At 69.3% G+C, this 19,381-nt stretch carries 11 protein-coding genes; 8 read left to right on the forward strand and 3 right to left on the reverse strand.

Annotation, left to right across the window (positions count from 1 at the left end):
- Nucleotides 1–226: 226 nt before the first annotated feature.
- Both ABZS54_RS18325 and ABZS54_RS18330 read right to left on the reverse strand, forming a co-directional pair.
- Entirely contained in the window at nucleotides 227–1,825 is a 1,599-nt protein-coding gene (locus ABZS54_RS18325) for a hypothetical protein (RefSeq protein WP_355536499.1), read from the reverse strand.
- Nucleotides 1,826–2,166: 341 nt separating this feature from the next.
- A complete protein-coding gene (locus ABZS54_RS18330) occupies nucleotides 2,167–2,976 on the reverse strand; it encodes a hypothetical protein (RefSeq protein WP_355536502.1) in 810 nt (269 codons plus the stop codon).
- A 718-nt stretch (nucleotides 2,977–3,694) separates the two neighbouring features.
- Between ABZS54_RS18330 and ABZS54_RS18335 the strand changes: the two genes are divergently transcribed.
- The 4 genes from ABZS54_RS18335 to ABZS54_RS18350 all read left to right on the forward strand — a co-directional run bounded on the left by ABZS54_RS18335 (nucleotide 3,695) and on the right by ABZS54_RS18350 (nucleotide 10,812).
- On the forward strand, nucleotides 3,695–4,942 hold the full coding sequence (locus ABZS54_RS18335) for a hypothetical protein (RefSeq protein ID WP_355536505.1): 1,248 nt from the start codon (nucleotides 3,695–3,697) through the stop codon (nucleotides 4,940–4,942).
- 313 nt (nucleotides 4,943–5,255) lie between these two features.
- On the forward strand, nucleotides 5,256–6,578 hold the full coding sequence (locus ABZS54_RS18340) for a WxL domain-containing protein (RefSeq protein ID WP_355536508.1): 1,323 nt from the start codon (nucleotides 5,256–5,258) through the stop codon (nucleotides 6,576–6,578).
- A gap of 397 nt (nucleotides 6,579–6,975) precedes the next feature.
- A complete protein-coding gene (locus ABZS54_RS18345; protein WP_355536511.1) occupies nucleotides 6,976–9,345 on the forward strand; it encodes a WxL domain-containing protein in 2,370 nt (789 codons plus the stop codon).
- A gap of 339 nt (nucleotides 9,346–9,684) precedes the next feature.
- Nucleotides 9,685–10,812, forward strand: coding sequence for a hypothetical protein (locus ABZS54_RS18350; protein WP_355536514.1), 1,128 nt, complete (start codon nucleotides 9,685–9,687; stop codon nucleotides 10,810–10,812).
- A 544-nt stretch (nucleotides 10,813–11,356) separates the two neighbouring features.
- Here the strand turns inward: ABZS54_RS18350 and ABZS54_RS18355 are convergent.
- Entirely contained in the window at nucleotides 11,357–11,890 is a 534-nt protein-coding gene (locus tag ABZS54_RS18355; RefSeq protein ID WP_355536517.1) for a hypothetical protein, read from the reverse strand.
- Nucleotides 11,891–12,386: 496 nt separating this feature from the next.
- On the opposite strand from ABZS54_RS18355, the gene ABZS54_RS18360 reads away from it, so the two are divergent.
- From ABZS54_RS18360 to ABZS54_RS18375, 4 genes are all read left to right on the forward strand, one after another.
- Nucleotides 12,387–13,988 carry a hypothetical protein gene (locus ABZS54_RS18360; RefSeq protein WP_355536520.1) on the forward strand — a complete coding sequence of 534 codons (1,602 nt, stop codon included), beginning with the start codon at nucleotides 12,387–12,389 and terminating at the stop codon, nucleotides 13,986–13,988.
- A gap of 297 nt (nucleotides 13,989–14,285) precedes the next feature.
- Nucleotides 14,286–15,992, forward strand: a complete 1,707-nt coding sequence (locus ABZS54_RS18365) for a hypothetical protein (RefSeq protein WP_355536523.1) — start codon at nucleotides 14,286–14,288, stop codon at nucleotides 15,990–15,992.
- Nucleotides 15,993–16,173: 181 nt separating this feature from the next.
- Entirely contained in the window at nucleotides 16,174–17,766 is a 1,593-nt protein-coding gene (locus ABZS54_RS18370) for a hypothetical protein (RefSeq protein ID WP_355536526.1), read from the forward strand.
- A gap of 279 nt (nucleotides 17,767–18,045) precedes the next feature.
- Nucleotides 18,046–19,368 carry a hypothetical protein gene (locus tag ABZS54_RS18375; RefSeq protein WP_355536529.1) on the forward strand — a complete coding sequence of 441 codons (1,323 nt, stop codon included), beginning with the start codon at nucleotides 18,046–18,048 and terminating at the stop codon, nucleotides 19,366–19,368.
- Nucleotides 19,369–19,381: the final 13 nt, after the last annotated feature.

Consider the following 19,381-nt stretch of genomic DNA (forward strand, 5'->3'; position numbering starts at 1 on the left):
ATCCGAAGGGCCCGCGCTGTGTGCCTGGATGGTGCGTGCGCGGATCGCACGAGTGCGGTGTGGGCGGGACGGGCCGGCTGCCCGCCCCACCCTCCGCTCTGCGTCGATCCGCAGCGGCCCGCTCCGGCGGACCGTGCGCCACGGATGGTTTTCCGTGACGCACGGTCCCCTGGTGTCGAGGCCGTTCGAGGTCTCCGCGCCGGACGGGTCCGGCCGGAGATTTCGATCAGGAGATGGAGAGAGTGAGCGTCGCGCTGTAGTTGCCGGGTGCCTGGTAGGCCGGGACCGCGAGGGACAGACCCGCGTCGGCCTTGAACGTGCCGCCGGTGACATCCGCGTTGGGCGCGGACGCCAGGGTGGCGCCGGTCTTGCCGATCGGACCCGTGCTACCGGCCACCGCCTGGCTCGGCGAACCCTCGCCGGGCGTGATCTTCGGAGTCCAGGAGAACTTCTCCGCCGCGATGGTGCCGCCCGCGCCGTTGCTGAAGTCGGTCACCGCACCGGTCAGCGTCCAACCGGTGGAGCCACCGCGGTAGTCCTTGACCGTCACCGTGTTCAGCGCGCCGGTCATGTTCTGCTCGGTACCGTTCAGGGTCACGTCGGAGAGCTTGATCCCGCCGTTCTCCTGGGAGATCGTCAGGGCGCCACCGGCGATCGTGCCGGTGAGGTCCTGCTTGAGCGAGCCGGTCGGGGGGTTGCCGTCGACCGTGAAGGGCGCGCCTGCGGACAGCGTGCCGGTGGTGTCCTCGGAGGCCGCGATCAGCGTGGTGTCGGCCTTGGTGACCTTCACCTTGGCAGTGAACTTGCCGTCGGCGCCCGCCTTCGCCATCACCAGACCGGGAACGTCCGGCTGCTGAGCGGCGTTGGTCGGGATCACGTACACATCCGCGCCGGGCGTGTAACCCTCGCCGGCGACGGTGACCTCGGTGCCGACCGGCCCGTGCGTCGGGTCCAGGGTGAGCTTGCGCGGGTTGCTCGGCACATCGGCCTTGACCGAGACGTTCGACGTCTTGGACTTGTCGCCGACGGTGACCTTGAGCTGGTACGAGCCGTCCGCGACGGTCGCGCCGATCGTCGCGGTGCCGGCGAGCGCACCATCCGTGACCGTGAGCGCGCCGGTGACCTTGGTCGCGTCACAGGCGTTGCCGCTCGCGTCGCACAGTTCGACCGTGGGCGTACCCGCGGGCCAGTTCGTCCCGGCGACGGTGAGGGCACCGCCGGGCTTGACCTGTCCGGGCGTGGTGGTCAGGGTCGGGTTTTGCGGCGGGGCGTCGGCGACCTTGTAGGAGGCGACGACCCCGTTGTTGCCGGTCACCTGACAGGTGGCCGTGGTGATCTTGTTGGGCTGGCCGGCCAGATAGACGTCCAGTGCGAACGTCTTGAGCGTCAGGTCGATCCGGGTGCCCGGCGCGGCCTGCGGAATGGCCAGGTCGGCGGTGAACTCCGGCGGGTTGATGCCCTGGGTGGGCCCGATGTCCGCGGTGAACTTCGGTGCGGTAAGCGTGACTTCGCCGCCGGTGCTCAACGTGAAGGTGTACTGGCCGACGAAGCCGATACCCGGGAACGGGGTGTCCGTCCGCAGCGGGTTCTCGCCCGCGTCGACCTTGGCCTGCACCGTCCCCGGTGCCGAGCCGGTGTCCGGGGTGAGCGAGACGTCGAACGTCTGCTTACCGGACTTGTTCCAGTGCAGGATCGGCTCGGTGCAGTTCAGATCCGGATTCACCGAAGCGGCGGAGGCCATCGGCGCACCCGCCACCAGTCCCGCGGTGCCCGCGATCACCGCGACGCCGAACGTCGCGACGACCTTCTTGCTGGGTTTGAACATGTGGTGCTGCTCCCTTCAGGGGGTTGCCACCGGCCGCCGGGGGCGGGGTGGTCGAACACCACACCGGAGCGGGTGCCGAGGAGCGTCGCACTACCGTGAGCCCGGCGCTCCGGTGCCGTACCTGCGCGGTCGCCTCGCTCCAGATCCGTTGCACACGGCCGAGGCGGCCGTCCCGCTGTCCGTCGATTCCCTTGCGGGACACGGACCCTGAGCCACAAATTGAAACCTGTTGCAGATTCTGGCGTGCCATTCACGCGCGATCCCGCCGCATAGTCAATAGCCGCCGGCAAGCGCCGCGGTCGGCCTCCCGAACCGGAAGGCCGACCGTCCGCAAATCTCGGTCAGGCGTTGCGCGAGGACCGCACCCGACGAGTCGCGAGCAGTACTCCGCCGATGCCGAGCAGACCGACGGTCCCGCCGAGCAGGCCCATCGAGAGCGCGTCGTCCAGCGGGCCGGTCTTGGGCAGCGTGTCTCCGCCCGCCGTCGTACCCCCCGAGGTACTGGTGGACCCCGAGCTGGTGGAGCCCGAGGTGCTGGTGGAGCCCGAGGTGGTGCTCCCCCCGGTCGTGCTCGCGGCCGGAACCGTCACCGAGTAGGCCACCGGAGGAGCCTCGTCGGTGATGGAGCAGGGGACGTTCAGCGTCAGCGGCGGGTTGATGACCTCGATCTTCAGACCGAAGGTCTTGGGAATCAGGTCCACCTTCCCGGTGGCCTTCTGCGGCACCGAGACGTTGGCCGCGAACGCGGGCACGTCGATGCCGGCCTTGGCCACGAGGGTCAGGGTGGTTGCCGCGCCCACCGCACTCACCGTCGCGGAGCCGCCGTCGTACTTCGCGGTGAAGGTGACCGTCGGCGTGATCTTGACCGAGGTGCCCAGTGGCGAGGACGCCGGGCTCACCCCCGGGTCGATGTTCAACTTGATCGACTTGCCCGCCTCGCCCGAGGCCGGGCCGGTGACGGTGAACGCCTGCGCACCGGTCACGGAGTCCTTGTTGTCCATGGCGGCCTTGACGGTGGGGTCGCTGAAGTCACACTTGAGCTGCGTGGTGACCGGCGCTGCGGCGGCCTGCGGCGCGAACGCCAGCATGCTGCCCGCCATGACGGCGAACGCCGCCAAGCCGCCTGCGGTTCGCTTATTGGGCCTGACCATACGGTGGTTCTCCCTTCGGGGGGATTTCTTGCTCGTCGAGAAGTCCTGATCGAAACGGCCGGAGCGACGCGCGCTCAGCAGGGCCGTTCCGGCATGTCGGCCTGCACCGACCCGGCACGCGCCCCGACGCATCGGGTACACGCGGTCGCCACACCCGACTTCCCCCTTTCGAGGCGCGGACCGGGCGGGAAACCGGACCACGCAAGCACCGGTGGGATACGCCTCGCGTTCCCTGGAGGGGCTTCCCTTGGCGCATCCGGGAGACATCGAGACTGTTCCAGTACTTGATGTCACGTCAGATCTTCGGGTGACGGTACGACAAGTGGCATGAGCGGACAACAGCGAAAAGCAGAAAACCTGCATTCGTCGGACACGGTTCCATATCGCGCGGACCAGCTAAATCACTGTGTCGACAAGACGGTTGACAGGCCCCCACAAACTCGACACGTGTCGCGTACAAGTGCGGCGCGAAAGGCTCCCAAACAGTGAGACTTCGGGCGAGAGCCATCGGAGTCCCACCGTGTCGGCGCCCACGCCGCGTGCCGGCGCTTCTCGAACCCGTCACAGCCGGCCGGGATCCCTTGACACCACGTCAGGCGAGCGGAATCAATGGGCATTTGGTCTATTTATGGAACACGTTTCAGGCCATCCCCCGGCCCGAACGATCGGGGTCCGGCCGAAGCCGAGGAAGAAAAACAGGGAAGGGAGCGTCCCGCGCATGGTTCCACCCCGCAGGAGGCTGTTCGCGATACTGGGGGCAGGCGTGCTCGCCGCCGGTGCGGCAGGTCTCACGGCGGTCGCACCCGGGGCCCAGGCGGCGCCCGTGGAGCACGAGGTGAGTTGCCAACCGCCAGTCTGGGGCGGTCCCGACTTCACCTGGAAGCCCAGGATCGAGTTGTCCGTGTCGGCGCCGAAGCAGGGCACGTACAAGGTCGGCGAGGAGGTGACCGTCACCTGGCACTGGGCCACGCCGCCACGCAACCCGTGGACGTGGATCGACGTACCCGCCAACGCCGAAACGCCGAACGCCACGGTCAAGCTCTCCAACGCCCAGGTCGGCGACATCGCGCTCACCGGCCCCGCGAAGCACCCGAGCGTCGGCGGCTCCCAACCGCTCCCGGTCGCGGACATGACCGGCCGGTTCACCATCGCCACCGAGGGCCGGATCGACCTCGCCCCCGGCGCGTACGTGCTCAAGCAGGTCGCGATCCGGGACTCCCCGTGCACCCCGGTCCACCCGGACCGCCTGCCGGTGTCGGCGAGCATCCAGGTCGGCATGACCCAGACCCCGGGCCAGAGCGCGGGCGGCGGCTCGGCCGGCTCGTCCGGCAACGGCGCCACCCCCGGCACGCCCTCCGCCCCACCCTCCGGCGGCGCCACGACCGACCCGACCGCCGGCACCGTGGGCGACCCGACGCTCGGCGGAGCCGGCGCCACCCCCGGCCCCACCACGGCGGCCACCGCGCCTCCACCGAGCGCCCCGCCCCTTCCGCCGCCGCCCGCCGGCCAGGTGCCGCAGACCCCCGTGGACGCCGTGGCCGGACCGCTGTTCATGCGCCAGAACTCGGCCGGCGTGACCATGCCGCAGTTCCAACCCAGCGGCGACGCACAGCAGTTGGAGGGCAGGCTGAACCCGGTGTCCATCCTGGATCGGCGCGGCAGCACGCTCGGCTGGACGCTGACCGCGCAGGCCAGTGACTTCGTCGGCCAGGGCGGCGAGATCGTCCCGGCCCAGCGACTCACCTGGATCCCCGCCTGCACGACCGTCGAAGGCCCGCCCGCCACCGTCGGCACCGGAGTGCCAGGCACGGTCGGCGGCAGCGCCGAGGTGCTCTGTCGGCAGAACCCGAGCACCGGCGCGGTCACCGGCGGGGCGTTCGAGGCGAACGCCCTGCTGAACCTGTCGCTCCCCGGCGGCTCGCGCTCCGACACCTACACCGGGAATCTGACGCTCAGTCTGAGCTGAGTCACCGACGGAAACCGGACGCCCTCCTCGCAGCACCCGAGGAGGGCGTCCTTTCGTTTCCGCACGCGAATCCCTTGACTTTGCGATCTTCCTGAAGCGGAATGATCACGCACAATTTCTGTAACACGTTCCACCGAGCCGGCAGGGCCGCACCTCACGGCGGCACCCGCCCGGTCACGCACGAGGCACCGAGGCCCCCGCACGGCATGTCCATGCCCGGCGGCGGCGCGCCCGGTCGCTCGAAGTGATGTTTCGGCTGCCCCGCCCTCCCCGGCGCCGGCAGAGCGGTAACCGAGAAAAAGGAACGCATCATATGTTCAAGGCAAACAGGCAACTCGCCGCGTCGCTCGGCGTCGTGACGATCGCCGGCACCGTCGGCATGGTGGCCCTCGCACCCGCCGCGAACGCGGCCGACGTGGACTACACCTCGCACTGCGTCAACCAGATCGTCCCGAACCTGGTCATCCCGGACGGCAACCTCAAGATCGACCTGTCGGTGGCGCCCGCCAAGGCGCGCTACGACATCGGCGAAGAGGTCACCGTCACCTGGACCTGGAAGTCGTACCCGAAGGCGCCGCCGGAGATCCCCGTCGTCGGCAAGGTGGACAAGGACTCCACCCTGCCCAAGGGCAGCGTCACCCTGGGCGGCGCGGCCACCGGCGGGGTCGCGGTCGAGGGTCAGCGGATCAACCCGGAGACCCTGCCGGGCCAGGAGCTCGTGCTCACCAACATGACCGGCAAGGTCAAGCTGACCCAGGCCGGCGACGTGACGCTGACCCCGGGTCTGTACTCGACCTTCACCAAGGCGTTCGGCCTCGACGCCGAGACCAAGTGCAACCCGGTCACCGCGGTCGCCCCCTCGGCCACCCTCAAGGTCGGCGCCGCCGACAAGCCGGTGCTGAACGCGCCCTCCACCGCAGTCGAGCCCGGCAGCCAAGTGGCCCTGACCGGCTCCAAGTTCGCACCCGGCGCGGTCACCGCGACGCTGGACGGCGGGGCTGCCGGCATCGCCGCCTCCACGCTCGCCGTGGACGCGTCCGGCAACCTCACCGGCAACGTCAAGCTCGCCGACAACGTCGCCAACGGCACGCACACCCTCGCGGTGGCCGACAGCGAGGGCAAGTCCGCCCAGGCGCAGTTGCTCGTCCGCAAGAAGGTCGACCCGCCCAAGCCCGGCGACCTGACCCAGAAGCTGGACGGCACGATCACCGCGGGCGCGCTGTCCATCGCCCAGCAGTCCGGCGGCATCCGGCTGTCCGAAGTCGGCGTGAGCGCGCAGGACCAGACCATGACCGGCAAGCTCAACACGGTGACCGTGACCGACCTGCGCGGCGGCAACGCCGGGTGGACGCTGACCGGTTCGATCACCGACTTCGCCACCCAGGCCGGCGAGACCATCCCCGCCGACAACTTCTCCTGGAAGCCGAAGGCCACCAAGGCCGACGAGAAGTCCAAGGGCACCCCGGTCGCGGGCAGCGCGGGCACCATCGGCTCGGGCGCGACCCTGGCCTCGGTCGCCCAGGGCACGACCAACACCGGCGGCACCTTCTCCGCCGACGCCGACATCGACCTGAAGGTTCCGGCCTACCAGGGCGCCGGCGACTACAGCGCGACGCTGACCCTGTCGATTTCCTGACACCGGGCATCGGTTCATCGGCACGGGACGTCCGCCGCATTCCCTCACTGCGCGGTGGGCGTCCCGTCGCCCATTCCCACCCGTCGAACGCCCGGCGAGTGCGCACACAAATCGTTGTCGTCGGATCGCGTTCCGCTGTTGACTTCGCAAACGCCCCCGGGCTCAATGGGAGGCGCTGTTTTCTGGAACAGGTTTCAGGAGAAGGCATCAGCAGAACGACCGGGTGACAACGGTGGGGTCGGGTGTCACCCCGCCGACGTCGAATCGGCGCACGGCACCGAACCGACCGGCCCGCGCCGCGCGGGTCACCGACGGCGGCGGACCGGTCCCGGTGTGGTGTTCGACTGCCCGCTCCCCCGGCGGGCCAGGCAGGCATCCCGAGGAGGGACAGCACCACATGCTCAGACCAAGAACCAGGGAAAGCACTGGGTCCAGACTCCGCAACAAGCGCGTGGCCGGCGTGCTCGGTACCGCCCTCGTGGCGGGTGCCCTGGGCGTGGGCGCGGGGGCACAGTCCGCGAGCGCGGCTCCTGTGACGTACAACGTGCACTGTGTACCGCCGAGCATCGGTGGCGGTCCGTTCGATTTCGACGCCCAGGTCGACCTCACGGTCGATCCGGTCAAGCCCAAGTACAACGTGGGCGACGAGGTCACCGTCACCTGGACGTGGAAGGACGCGGCGAAGAACCCTTCCTCCGTGACCGTCAACGCCGACGCGGTCAAGCCTCGGGGCAAGGTCCTGGTCTCCGGAGCGCAGGGCGGCGAGATCGCCATGGAGGGTCCGCAGAAGAACGCGCAGACCCCCGGCGGCGAGAAGTTGTGGCTGTCGACCATGACGGGCAAGTTGAAGATCGCCAAGCCGGGCGAGCTGAGGCTCTCCCCCGGCGGCTACACGAGCACCGCGAACATGTTCGGCAGTTGGGACACACCCTGTACGCCCAACGGCACGCCGGGCGTGGGCACCACGCTCAAGGTCGACGGCGCGATCAAGGCGCCGACGGCAACGTTCGATCGCAACATCGTGCGGCCGGGCTCGGCCGTCGATGTGACCGGCGAGAACTGGCCGGTCGACGCGAGCGGCGTCACCGTGGATCTGTGCGACCCGAGCGGCAACGCCTGTGCACCGGAAGGGGCGTCGGGATCCACCCTCACCGTCGACGCCTCCGGAAAGCTGGCCGGCCAGGTCAAGGTCGGCGCCGATGTGCCGGATGCCGTTCGCCAGGTCCGGATCCGCTCGGGCGGCGCGTCGGTCCTGGTGCCGATCTCGGTCGCCAAGGACGCGCTGCGGCACTCCGAGCCGGTCACCTACGGCGTGCGCTACACCCCGGCCTGGGCCAACGGCCCGGTCTTCGCCTGGGAGCCCCAGGTCGCGCTCTCGGTTACCCCGGCCAAGCCGTGGTACGAGATCGGCGACGAGGTCACCGTGGGCTGGAAATGGATCGGCTACCCGCGCAACCCCTCCAGCTGGGTCGTCGCACTCAACGACACGGTAACGCCCAGCGGCACCGTGAAGCTCTCCGGCGCGCAGACCGGCGACGTGTCGGTCAGTGGGCCCAAGGGCAACCCGGCCACTCCGGGCGGCGAGGTGCTCAAGGTCGGCGACATGAAGGGCACCTTCAAGATCACCAAGGCGGGCCGCATCGATCTGGCTCCCGCCGGATACGGCTTGACGGTCATCACCATCTCGTCAAGCGGCGTACCCACCGGAACTCCGGCGGTCTCGCACTCGATCGCGGTCGGCCAACCCGACCAGGCGAATCTGATCGTGGATCAGAACCTGCTCAAGCCGGGTGACACCGTGAAGCTGTCCGGGGCGAACTGGCCGACCGGCCAGGGCAACCCGCAGGTCCGGCTGTGCGCGGAGGACGGTTCGGGCTGCACCGGCTCCGCGTTCGTCGCCGGGTCCGGCTCGGTGGCACAGGGCGGCGCGCTCACCGCGCAGGCCACGCTCGGCGCGCAGGTGACACCGGGCAAGTACCTGGTCAAGGTCACCGTGGGAATCACCTCGTTGACGGCGCCGATCACGGTCACCTCGGCGGTCGTGCTGCCGCGCGAGATCACCGCCACGCCGGACCGGGGCCCCTCGGGTACGAAGGCACATGTGACGGGGAAGAACTTCACCCCCGGTGCGCCCGTCGTGCTGGAGACCCTGGACGCCGGCCTCGGCGCGACCGGTGACACGGTGGAGGCCACCGCGACCGCGGACGGTACGTTCGCCGTCGATCTGACGGTGACCAAGCCCGGCACGACGCAGATCCGGGCGTCCGAGAAGAGCGACCGCAACAAGATGGCGCTCGCCGCGTTCACCTTCGAGGGTGGTGGCGGTCCCGGCGAGGAGCCGGGGACGCTGTCGATGACCCAGGCCGGCAACGGCGTCGTGCTCGCGGACGTCCCGTTCGCGAACCATGACCAGTCGATGACGGGCTCGCTGAACGCGGTCACCGTCACCGATGCCCGCAAGGGCACACTCGGCTGGCAACTCACCGGCTCCGTCTCGGACTTCAAGGCGGAGGGCGGCGCCTCCCTGCCCGCCTCCGCGTTGTCTTGGACGCCTCGGTGCGTGGCCGAGCCGAACTCGGCGAGCCAGGTCGTGACCGGCTCGGCGGGTGCGGTCAACGGCGGGCTGCTGTGCAGCTCGGCGGCGTCGACGGACCCGGCGCACAAGACCGGTGGCGTATTCACCGCGAACGCGGGCCTGTCGCTCGCGATCCCGGCGTACCAGGCGGCCGGCACCTACACGGGAACCCTGACGCTCACCGTCTCCTGACGGCGCATCAGCCCTGTCCGGGGCGTCCACCGACACCTTCCGAGGTGCCGGTGGACGCCCCTTCGTTTTCCCGCGGCACTCTGCTCAATCGCGAAGTGGAACTTGTTCCACTACTTCGATACGACACGTGTCAGTGCAGGTCGGCGCCTCGATGCAGGCGTACTCGCCGGTCACATAGGGCGTTCGCGCCTCTTGACTTCGCCGGATGAAAGCGCATCAATGTGACCCGCCCCACTTCTGTAACACGTTCCACTTACCACGCGCGTATCCGCCCCATGCCGCCGACGCGACGCCAACGCCCGCCGCCGGCAAGGAACGCAGGACAGGGAGCAGCACCTCATGAAGCAACGCACCATGCGCCTGGCCGCCGGACTCGGCGTCGGCACACTGGCGATCACCGGATTTCTGGCCGCCGCGCCCGTCGCCGTCGCCGGCACCGCCACACCGACCGTCACCTGCTCGCTGCCGCTGGGCCAGGGCGAGAAGACCGGGCCGATGTCGGTGACCGTGGACGGGCCGACCACCGCCAAGCCCGGCGAGACGCTCGACCTGAAGATCACCCTCGGCGCGAGCCCGGCCACCAGCCCCGCCGCGCTCAACGGCATCAAGATGACGCCGTCGATCGACTTCGCCCTGTCCGGCGGAGCCACCGGCTCGGTCACTCTCACCGGGGCCGAGACCACGATCGACATCCCGGCGAACACGCCGATCCAGAGCCCGCCGTTCACGGTCAAGCTCCAGGTCCCGGCCACCGCGACCGGCACGGTCGACCTGACGCCGACCAAGACCACCACCGCCACGGTGACGCCGTACGGCAACTTCACCACGCCGTGCGCGGTCACCGGCGGCTCCGGCGTCGTGCAGAGCATCACCGTGCAGAGCACTCCGGAGACAGCCACCCTGAGCGCGTCTCCGGGCACCGTGGAGGCCGGCAAGGAGACCGCGCTCTCCGGTACCAACTGGACCAAGGGCGGCACCGCCACGCCGTCCCTGTGCGCCGCGGACGGCAGCGCGTGCAATGCGGCGGGCATCTCCGCCAACAGCCTGCGGATCGGCGCCGACGGCGTGCTCTCCGGCGGCGTGACGGTCGCCCCCGGCACGGCCGACGGCGCGTACAGCGTCAAGGTCACCGACGGCAGCCGCACCGCGTCCACGCCGCTGACGGTCAAAAAGGCCGACGTCCCGGCCGTGCAGCGCAAGGTGACGCTGAGCAAGAGCACGGTCCGCCCATGGACGTTCGTGAAGGTGTCCGGCGAGAACTTCACCCCGAACACGCTGATCGCCCTCGCGGGCGTGGAGGGCGCGAACCCGACCTTCAACTTCGGCCTCGCCTGGACCGACCGCAACGGCAAGTTCAGCTCGTGGATCCTGGTGACCAGCAAGAAGACCACCGGCATCACGGCGGTCGAGATCGACACGAGTTTCAAGTTCGACAAGCTCGGCATAGCCGGCATCACCGTCAAGTAAACGGCGCCCGAAGGGCACCGGCGACACCAGGAGGGGCGGGAACCACCAGCCGGTGGTTCCCGCCCCTTCGTACGCCCGGGTCGGGGAATCCGATGCCCCGAACCCCCTGCGCATTTCGACCTTCCGTCGATCGACGACTTCCGTGCCTCCCGTCCGACAGCGCGACACGGAAATAGTCGACCACCCGGATAACCATTGCGCCCGCTCGACACGAGTCGTGATCTTGGTGACTCGTGACAATCGGACCGGGGTATCGATATCCACCCCGTTCTCATTGGTGCGGTCGGATTCCCGCGCACCCGTGGAAGACAATCCCGTCGACACGTTTCGGTGGCGCACATTCATTATTCATCGGCTGGTTTCGTCGATCACCGATGGCGCCCTTGCCCGAACTCGGGGGCGCCGTGCGCCGCGGCCGGACCGTCCGACACACGACCCGAGCCCGACCCGCCCGCACTCGTCGCCGATCCGGAGCACGGCAAAGCCCGCCCCACCGGCACGGTGGGGCGGGCTTGTCGAACCGAGATCGCTACTGCCCGACGGGTCAGTAGGCGAGCGACACCTGCGAACCGGCGAGCACACAAGCGATGTTGTGGTTCGGGATGCCGGACACGGCGGTGACGTTGATCTGCACGCTCCAGTTGGTCGCGCTCGGAACGGTCGGCGTGGCACCGGTGCCGAGCGGGGTGGTGAGCGTGCCCGAGGTGATCGAGCCGACGGTCTTGGGCAGCGCACCCAGGCCGACGAGCGAGGGGGTGCCGGCGGCGATCGGGTCGTTGAACTGGCCGGCGAACTGGGTGGCACCGCTCGTCGAGTCGAGCTTGGCCGTGGTGATCAGCTGGTTCGCGGCCACCGCGGTCGGCATGTTGAGCGACGTGACGAAGCGCAGCTTGTGCGTCGCCGACGTGGACAGGGTGCCGGTCACGCCCGTGTAGGTGGTCCCGAGCGTCAGGTCCTGGCAGTTGTAGGTCGTCGAGACCGGGCCACCGGCGAACGCGGTGCCACCGAGGCCCAGAGTGGCGGCGACAGCGCCGGCAACGCAGACCGAACCGAGGGTAAGAATCTTGGACTTCGACATTTCGGTTGTGCTCCTTCGATCGGTTGGGGACTGATACGTCTCTCGCTGCACCCCCGACGGCAGACCCATAAGGGGTGTTCGAACCGAACTGGCGACAAGTCGCCGATAAAGAAGCAGTCGGGGCGTAACGCCCTCGCCGCAGCCAGAGTGAATCAAGCCTTCCGGTAACAGTCAATGCCCATCTAGGTACTTTTCTTCTTGTCGACAGACTGACACGTGACGCATCACAAGCGCAGTCGATCATGAAATCCAAACCTCTGAAAGATCCCCGTTCAGGACATGATCTTGGTGACACGTGTCGACCTTTCCGAGGCCCCGATTTCCATTGACTTCTCTGAATAGCCATAGCTAAATAACGCGCGAAGACATAAGAGGATCCGACCCGGACACCCGGCCCGCGGCTTCGGTCGCGCGGGGCCCGCCAAGAGCCTCGTCAAACCCCGGAGCGCGCCCTCCCGAACGGGAACGCGACCCACGCAACTTCGAAAGGAGTCCGGTGCCCTCCAGATTCGCTCCAGGAAAGATCACCGTCGCACTCGGCGCCGCGATCGTCCTCGGCACCACCGGCCTGGCGCTCGCGCCGTCGGCGCAGGCCGCCGAGGTCGACTACAAGGCACGATGCGTGAACCGGACGCTCCCCTCGCTGGAGATTCCCGACACGAACCTGAAGCTGGACCTGGTCGTCACGCCCGCCAAGGCGACCTATCAGGTGGGCGACGTCGTCAACGTCGAGTGGCAGTGGAAGACCCACGCGAAGGTTCCGGCGAACCCGTACACCCCGGGCGTGGACAAGGACTCCACGCTGCCGACGACCAACGTCCAGCTCGGCGGGGCGATGACCAGCAAGGTCGAGCTGAAGGGCCAGCGGATCAACCCCGCCGCGCTCGCCGGCGAGGACCTGATCCTGACCAACCCCGTGGGCCAGGTCACCCTGACCACGGCCGGCCAGGTCACGCTCACCCCGGCCGCCTACAACACCAGCACGATCGCGTTCGGCTCGGTGGAGTCGTTCACCGACTGCACCCCGCTGAACACGGTGGCCGCCGCACAGACGCTCACCGTGGAAGGCGCCTCGCAGACCCCGACTCTGGCGGCCACACCCGCCACCGTCGCCGCCGGCGCCGCCACCGCGCTCACCGGCGCCAACTGGCCATCCGGCCAGGTGACGCCCTCGCTGTGCAAGGCCGACGGCACCGCGTGCGACCCGGCCGGGATCAAGTCCAACTCGCTCGCCGTCTCGCACGGCGACCTCACCGGCAACGTGAGCATCGCGAACGCGGTCGCTCCCGGCGACTACTCGGTCAAGGTCAGCAGCGGCGCCGCCTCGGCGACCACACCGCTCAAGGTCACCGCCGCTCCCGTGCGGACGGTCTCGCTCAGCCCGGACCACGGTCCGGTCGGCACCTCGGTCACGGTCACCGGTTCGGGCTTCGCACCCAATGGCGCGGTCCAGTTCTCCTGGTCCGACGACTCGGGCGTACCGGACGAGACCACGTACGTGACCGCGGACGCCTCGGGTTCGTTCACCGCCACCACGGAGATGTACTTCGAGGGCTTCACCCAGCTCATGGTGACGGAGTCGGGTCCGTGGGGTGGCAACCCCATCGAGCACCTCCCCTTCCGGGTCACCGCCCCGCCGACCGGCGGGCTCGACCAGACGATCACCGGTGCCGTGGCCCCCGGCGCCCTGACCATCACGCAGCAGGCCTCGGCCATCAAGCTGTCCGACATCACCCTCAACGGCCAGGCGCAGAACATGACCGGCGCGCTGAACCCGGTCACCGTCAAGGACTTCCGCGGCGGCGCGACCGGCTGGACGCTCACCGGTGCGGTCACCGCGTTCACCAACGGTGACGGTGGCACCATCGCCGCCGACAAGTTCTCCTGGACTCCGAAGGTCGCGGCCGGGCCGGGCTCCCCGAGCGTCGCCGTGGCCGGCGCCGCCGGTCCGATCGGCTCCGGCGCCACCCTGGCCTCCGCACCCAACGCGGCGGTCACGGGCGGTACCTTCACCGCCGACGCCGACCTCTCGCTCGCCGTTCCGGCGTATCAGAAGGTCGGCACCTACAACGCCACGCTGACGCTCTCCATCAGCTGACGCCGCACCACCACCAACCCGGTCCGGCCCCGGAACGAAGAAATTCGTTCCGGGGCCGGACCGCTTTATGCGGGGATATTCAAATCACGGATTCGCCGCCTAAAGAAATGATCTTGGTGACACGTGTCAAACAAAAAACCCATTGTTCACTCTTGACTTCTCATCCATTAGGAGATGAATTCTCTCTGAACTCTCGACTTGCTTGACCCATGCCGCCACGGTCCTTTATGGCGGTTTTCTTCCGCGCCGCGATCGCCCTTCCCCTGGCGATCGCACCCCCGACCATGGAGGAACCACATGCGCGTAGCGCGCAGATCCACCACTGCGACGAGGACCGGACGCCGGCTGACCGCCGCGTTCGCCGGGACGGCATTGGCGATCACCGGCCTGGCGGCACTCGCTCCGTCCGCCTCGGCCACGCAGATCAATCCCACGGTGAAGTGCAGTCTGCCCGCCGGTCAGGGCACGGCCACCGGCGTGCAGGCGATGGACGTCACCTTCACCCCGGCCGTCGCCGCTCCCGGCGCGACCGTAACCGCGAAGGTGACCCTGGGACCGAGCCCGGCGACCAGCCCGCTCTCCCTGACGGTACCGACCACGCCCACCATCGACCTGGCGATGTCCGGTGGTGCCACCGGCACGGTGACGATCGTCGGACCGCTGCTCCAGATCCCGGTGCAGGCGAACACGCCGATCCAGACTCCGCCGTACTCGGGCACGTTCGTGGTGCCGACGAACGCGGCCGGCCCGGTCACCTTCAGCCCGATCCGCACGCTGACGTACACGAAGGTGCTCGGCTCCAACTACGAGACACCCTGTGACATCACCTCCGGCGGCGGCGCCGTCGGCAGCATCACCGTGACCGGCGGCCCCGGCACGCCGGCCACGCTGGACGCGCCGACCACCGACGTGCGCCCGGGCACCGCCGTACCGCTGTCGGGCGCCGTCTGGACGCCCAACGCGACGGCCAACGTACAGCTGTGCGACTCCTCCGGTGGCGGTTGCAACCCCGGCGGCTTCACGGCCAAGTCCCTGGTCATCGACGCAGCCGGCAACCTGAGCGGCACCGCGACCCTCGCGGGCACCACCGCCGACGGCAGCTACCGGATCAAGGTGTTGGACGGTACGAAGGAGGCGACCGCCCCGATCACCGTCAAGAAGTACGTTCCGAGCGGCCCGTTGCAGATCTCGATCACCCCGAACCGCGGCCCGGTCGGCACCGAGGTCACCGTGTCGGGCAAGAACTTCCCCGCCAACGCGACCGTTTCCTACGCGCTCACCGACACCGGCGGCGTTCCGGACGAGTCGTACTACGCCACCAGCACCCCGGACGGCACCTTCACCGGCACCATCCCGATCTACTTCGACACGGCCTCCGCGGTCCTCGCCTGGACCGGCGCCTGGGGTGGCGACAACTTCGCCTCCGCGCCGTTCACCGTCGCCACCGACCCGCCGACGGTGTCCGCTTCGCCGACCACCAGCCACCCCGGTGGCAGCGTCACGGTGACCGGTGCGCACTGGACGCCGAACGCGACCGTCACCGCCCAGCTGTGCACCCCGAACGGCGCCACCTGCTCCTCGGCGCAGATCGCCCAGGGTCCGGGTGCGGCCGACGCGAACGGCAACCTGAACGGCACCGTCAAGCTGTCCTCCTCGGGCATCGCGGACGGCCAGTACGTCCTCAAGCTGACCGACGGCACCGGCACCGCGTCCACGCCGCTCTCGGTCCAGCGCCGCTGGATCGAGCTGGACAAGACCTCGGGCTCGGCGGGCTCGTGGGTCAAGGTCTCGGGCCACGGCTTCGGCTCCTCGGTCTGGATCAACGTGAACGGCCTCAACGCCTCGGGCGGCAAGACGAGCGACTGGGCCGGCGCGTGGGCGCTGCCGAACGGTGACTTCTGCATCTGGATCTGGATGACGCGCGGCGACAACACCGGCATCGTCGCGTCGGAGACCTTCCACCCCGACCGCAAGGCGTCGACCCCGTGGACCGTCACCCCCTGACCTGATCCGGGCAATCCGAACCACCGCTGACGAATCGACAAGGCGGGCCGCATATCCCTCCGGATATGCGGCCCCACTTTTCTTTTCCCGACGCATCGACGCTATCGGCGATTACCGACCGAATACGGCGCCGAACGAACGCATTGTCGACTCCATCCCGGCGAGGAGAACAGTGTCCCGAATGCGAAGAATCTCGTCCCGCAGGCTGATCGCCTCGACAGCCGTGGCCGCCGTCGCGGCGACCGGCGGTCTCGTGGTCCTCACCCCGTCCGCGCAGGCGGCACCGGTGGATTACTCGACCCACTGCACCAACCCGTTCTCGAATCCGCCGGACGGCCACATCCAGGTGGACACGGTGGTCACTCCCGAGAAGGCCACGTACGCCGTGGGCGAAGAAGTCTCGGTCACCTGGAAGTGGGTCGTCTATCCGCTGGCTCCGGCCGAGATCCCGGTCGTCGGGAAGGTGCCCGCGAATTCGACCTATCTGAAGGGCGCGATCAACCTGAGCGGCGCCCAGACCGGCACCGTCCCGGTCCAGGGTGCCGCCGACAACCCGGAGACCCTGCCGAGCCAACCGCTGATTCTCGGCAATGGCGAGGGCAGGTTCACCCTGAGCACCGCCGGGGACGTCAAACTGACGCCGGGCGACTACTCGACGTGGACGCACGCGCTGGGCTTCGACGTCGAGACCAAGTGCACGCCCGTGACCCCGGTCCCGGTCTCGCGCACCATCAAGGTCGAAGGCACCTCGCAGGAGCCGGCCACGCTGACCGCGCCGGCCGAGGCCGACGCCGGCGCGCCGATCGCGCTGACCGGTGCGCACTGGCCGGCCGGCAACCCCACGGTCGAACTGTGCGACGCCTTGGGCGCGGCGTGCGACGCGGCCAGGATCGCCCCCGGCAACACCCTCGCGGTGGCCGACGGCGCGCTCACCGGCAACATCGACACGGTCGCCACGGTGCCCGCGGGCGACTACCGGATCAAGGTCAAGGTCGGCGCCGCCGAGGCGCTCGCCCCGATCAGGATCAACGCCACGGCGCGCCTGCTCACCCTCGACCCGGACAGTGGTCCCGTGGGCACCACGGTCAAGATCACCGGGAAGAACTTCACCCCGAACCTCACGGTCATCGCGCGCGGCCAAACCGCGACGGGCTACGTGTTGGACGAGACCATGGCGTACGCCGACTCGGGACCCGACGGCACCGTGGTCATCCCCGACTTCGTCGCGAGCGACCCGTCGATCGCGGCGATCCGCGTGACCGAGGGCACGGACGAAACGACCGCGACCATCACCCCGTTCCGCGTCACCGTCCCCGGCGGCGACCTGGACCGGACGGTGACCGGCAACGTAGCGGCCGGCGGCCTGACCATCTCCCAGGAAGCCGGCGCCATCAAGCTGTCGGACATCACGATCAACGGCCAAGCGCAGAACATGACCGGCGCGCTGAACACCGTCACCGTGAAGGACTTCCGCAGCGGCAACACCGGGTGGACCCTCACCGGCTCGGTGTCCGACTTCACCAACGGCCGGGGCGGCACGATCGGCGGCAACAGGTTCACCTGGACGCCCAAGGTCGCCGCAGGCCCGGGCTCACCCAGCGTCGCGGTGCCCGGTAGCGCCGGCCCGATCGGCTCCGGCGCCACCCTGGCGTCCGCTCCGAACACCGCCGGCGCCGGCGGCACCTTCGCCGCCGACGCGGACCTCTCGCTCGCCGTTCCGGCGTATCAGGCGGTCGGCACCTACAGCGCCACGCTGACCCTCTCGATCAGCTGACGCGGCAACATCCCCAGTACGAAAACCCGGTGCGGCCCCGCGACGACAGTCGCGGGGCCGCACCCTTTGCGCGCGAAGGTCCCAAACCCGGTCGGCGCACCGCCGACAACCCTGCTCCGCCCACGAATCGGCGTCCGAATCCGCGTGCGTTCGAGGCTGCGGTCCGTAATCATTGATCCTGCCAAGCACCGCGACGGTGTCCATCCCCTCGGGTTGCTCGCCCGATGCCCGTCGCGAGCTGTCCGTGGCTGTCAACTCCGAACCCCGGCAAGGAGATTCGTGCGCCGAATCAGGCACATCACCCGTCGCGTCACGGCGGGTTGCGCAACGGTGATCATCGTCGCGACCACCGGCCTCGTGGCAGCGTCCGGCCCGGCGACGGCGGCGGAGGTGGCGTTCCCGGAGCGTTGTCACCTCGTCGGTCCGTCCTCTCCACCATGGGCAACCGACGAAATCAAGGTCGACCTGACCGTCTTCCCGGAGAAGGCCGTCTACAGTGCCGGCGAACAGGTCACCGTGACATGGCATTGGCGGACTCGCCCGTCGATCCCCGTCCCACCGCGTGCCGCCACGTTGCGCGCCATCGCCGAAGTACGGGTCGGCGGAACCCGGTCGACCACGTTCACCGCATACGGCCAACCACGTCCCCAGCCCGCCGGACCGGAAGCGACCGTCGATCTGTGGGACCTCCAGGGCACGCTCCGGCTCCCCGCGAGCGGACCGATCACGCTGACTCCCGGCGCCTATTCGCTGACCGAGGGGCTCTCCACCGTGCCCATGGTCCAGTGTGCCCCCACCACACCGCCGGCGGTCTCCCGCACCCTGGAGATCGGACCCGGACCAACCCTGAGTGCCACCCCGACCCACGTGGTCCCGGGTGATCGCATCGAGTTCACCGGCGAGGGCTGGCCGGAGGGCGAGGCAAGGGTCCAGGTATGCGGAACACCTACCGGCGGCTGTCCTCCCGAGTGGGCGAGCTCCGCCACCGGCAGTGCCCGAGCGGGGCGGCTGACAGGTTCCGTGACGCTCTCCGAGGCCCCCCGTTCCGTCCCCCTGCCGCCGCCGGGCCATACCGTGTTCCTGCTCGTCTCCGTGGGCGCGTCCGGCGCGAGTCGGGAACTCACGCTCATGCGCGAGGGTTCGCCGCAGACGGGCGGCACGCAAATCACCGGCTCGGTCCACCCCGGTGGCCTGACCCTCCATCAACAAGCAAGCGCGATAAAGCTTTCCGACATCACCCTCGACGGCACCGCGCAGTCCATGACCGGCGCCCTGAATCCCGTCACCGTCACCGACGTGCGCGGTGGCTCGCTCGGTTGGGCGCTGACCGCGGACATCTCCGACTTCACCTCGCCCGAGGGCGGCCGGATTCCGGCCGACCGATTCATCTGGAAGCCCTCGGTCCAGGCCGATCCGGCTTCTCCGAGCACCGCCGCGCCGGGCACTCCCGGCCGAATCGCCGGCGGCTCGACGCTCGCCTCCGCCCCGCCGGCACCACGCACGGGCGGCACCTTCACCGCCGGCGCCGCGATCACGGTGGCGTTGCCCGCATATCAAAAGCCCGGCACCTACAGCGCCACACTGACCCTCTCGATCAGCTGACGCGGCAACACCC

Source organism: Embleya sp. NPDC005575, from assembly GCF_040605455.1.
In the GTDB taxonomy this organism is placed as follows: domain Bacteria; phylum Actinomycetota; class Actinomycetes; order Streptomycetales; family Streptomycetaceae; genus Embleya.